The sequence below is a fragment of the Nguyenibacter vanlangensis genome (assembly GCF_013376155.1).
In the GTDB taxonomy this organism is placed as follows: Bacteria; Pseudomonadota; Alphaproteobacteria; order Acetobacterales; family Acetobacteraceae; genus Gluconacetobacter; species Gluconacetobacter vanlangensis.
Genome location: NZ_JABXXP010000460.1, coordinates 1 through 2,339 on the forward strand (window position 1 = coordinate 1; position 2,339 = coordinate 2,339).

The window sequence follows — 2,339 nt, forward strand, 5'->3', positions numbered from 1 at the left end:
CCCGCGGTCGAGGGCGAGGCCGCGCAGCGCGTGATCGCCATCGCCGGCCTGCTCGGCGCCCCGGTCTACATCGTCCATGTCTCGACCGAGGACGCGACCGCCGCGATCGCCGCCGCCCGCGCCCGCGGCCAGCGCGTCTATGGCGAGGTCCTGGCCCAGCACCTGGTGATCGACGACAGCGTCTACGCCGATCCCGACTGGCTGGGCGCCGCCCGACACGTCATGAGCCCGCCCTTCCGCCCGAAACACCACCAGAAGGCGCTCTGGGCCGGCCTGGCCTCGGGACAGCTCCAGACCACCGCCACCGACCATTGCTGCTTCTGCGCGCCCCAGAAACTGCAGGGACGCGACGATTTCACCCGCATCCCCAACGGCACGCCGGGGATCGAGGACCGGATGAGCGTCCTGTGGCATCACGGCGTGCGCACGGGGCGCCTGACACCGCAGGAATTCGTGGCCGTCACCTCGGCCAACACCGCGCGGATCTTCAACATCTACCCGCGCAAGGGCGCGATCGTTCCGGGCGCCGACGCCGATCTGGTGCTGTGGGACGACGCGGCCAGCCGCACGATCTCGGCCGGAACCCATCATCAGAACGTCGATTACAACGTGTTCGAGGGGATGCAGGTCACGGGCCTGGCGCGCCATACGATCAGCGGCGGCCGCCTGGTCTGGACCGATGGCGACCTGCGCGCCGTGCGGGGCGCCGGACGTTATGTCGAGCGGCCCTGCTTCGCGCCCGACCTCACGGCCCAGCTCCGGCTGAACCGGACGAGCGGCGACCATCCCGCCGGCCCGAAGTCAGGCGGCCCGAAGTGAAGGGACCCGCCCCAACGGCCGGAATCAAGACTGTTCTTTGCCAGGCGGGACGGACCCGCTAAATTGCCCGAGCGGGTCTGCCTCGGGGGAGGCAGGGACCTGTCCGGAGATGCCTGTTCCGCGCCCCGCCGCGGGCGTGCGCGTCCCCAGGCAGCCTGTCCATCGCCCGCTCCGTGTTCCGGTTGTCTGCCTTGAGGGGGGCTGGGCGGCCAGAGCGCTCATATTCTGGCTCATATTCTGATCGACGGAACCGAATGATGCGCAATTCCATCCGCTTCTATCTGGGCGACAGGCTCTACGACCTGCCCGACTGCCCGCCGACCCTGACCGTGCTGGACTGGCTGCGCGAGCAGCGCGGCCTGACCGGCACCAAGGAAGGCTGCAACGAGGGCGATTGCGGCGCCTGCACCGTGATGGTCGTCCGGCGCGAGGAAGGGCGCCTGGTCTGGCGGGCGCTCAATGCGTGCATCCAGTTCGTGTGCATGCTGGACGGCGCGCAGCTCTTCACCGTCGAGGACCTGCGCGCGCCCGACGGCACGCTCCATCCTGTGCAGCAGGCGATGGTCGCGCAGCACGGCTCGCAATGCGGCTTCTGCACCCCCGGCTTCGTCATGTCGATGGTCGCCCACCGCAAGGCGCCGGGGGCGGCGGCCGACGACGGTTCGATCGACGACGCGCTGGCGGGCAATCTGTGCCGCTGCACCGGCTACGCCCCCATCGTGCGCGCGATGAAGCAGGCGATGCAGGCGGGGGCCGATCATTTCGACGCACAGGCCGGGGTCATCGCCGACCGACTGGCCGCCCTGGAGGCCCAGGCCGACGGACGCGGCGTCCGGCTCGCCGGCCCGGCGGGGCGCGTGACCATTCCCGCCGATTCCGACGCCCTGGCCGAAACCCTGCTGACCGACCCGCAGGCCACCATCGTCGCCGGCGCGACCGATGTCGGGCTGTGGGTCACCAAGGGCCTGCGCGACCTGCCGCATATCGTCGCCATCGGCCGCGTGCCCGACCTGCGCACGATCACGCAGGATGCCGAAGGGCTCAGGATCGGCGCCGCCGTCACCTATCAGGACGCGCGCGACAGCATCGCCGCCCTGCTGCCGGACGCCGGAGAGGTCATCCGCCGCATCGGCTCCACCCAGGTCCGCAACGCCGCCACGGTCTGCGGCAACATCGCCAACGGCTCGCCGATCGGCGACGGGCCGCCGGTCTTCATCGCCGCCGGCGCCACCCTGCATCTGCGGCGCGGCGCTGTGCGCCGCACCCTGCCGCTCGAGGATTATTTCCTGTCCTACGGCAAGCAGGACCGCGCCCCGGGCGAGTTCGTCGAGGCCGTGACCATCCCCGCACCCGGTCCCCGCACGCTCTTCCGCGCCTACAAGATCTCCAAGCGGTTCGACCAGGACATCTCGGCCCTGCTGGGCGCCTTCGCCCTGACCCTGGACGCGGACGGGGTCGTCACCGACGCCCGCATCGCCTTCGGCGGCATGGCCGCCATTCCCAGGCGCGCCCGCGGGGCC

General features: G+C 71.1%; 2 protein-coding genes. Both read left to right on the top strand.

Annotation, left to right across the window (positions count from 1 at the left end; genetic code table 11):
• On the top strand, nt 1–819 hold an 819-nt coding region (locus tag HUK84_RS15280), incomplete at its 5' end, for an amidohydrolase family protein (RefSeq protein WP_176641048.1).
• 257 nt (nt 820–1,076) lie between these two features.
• Nucleotides 1,077–2,339: xanthine dehydrogenase small subunit (xdhA, locus tag HUK84_RS15285; protein WP_176641049.1), on the top strand; the 1,263-nt coding region annotated here is incomplete at its 3' end.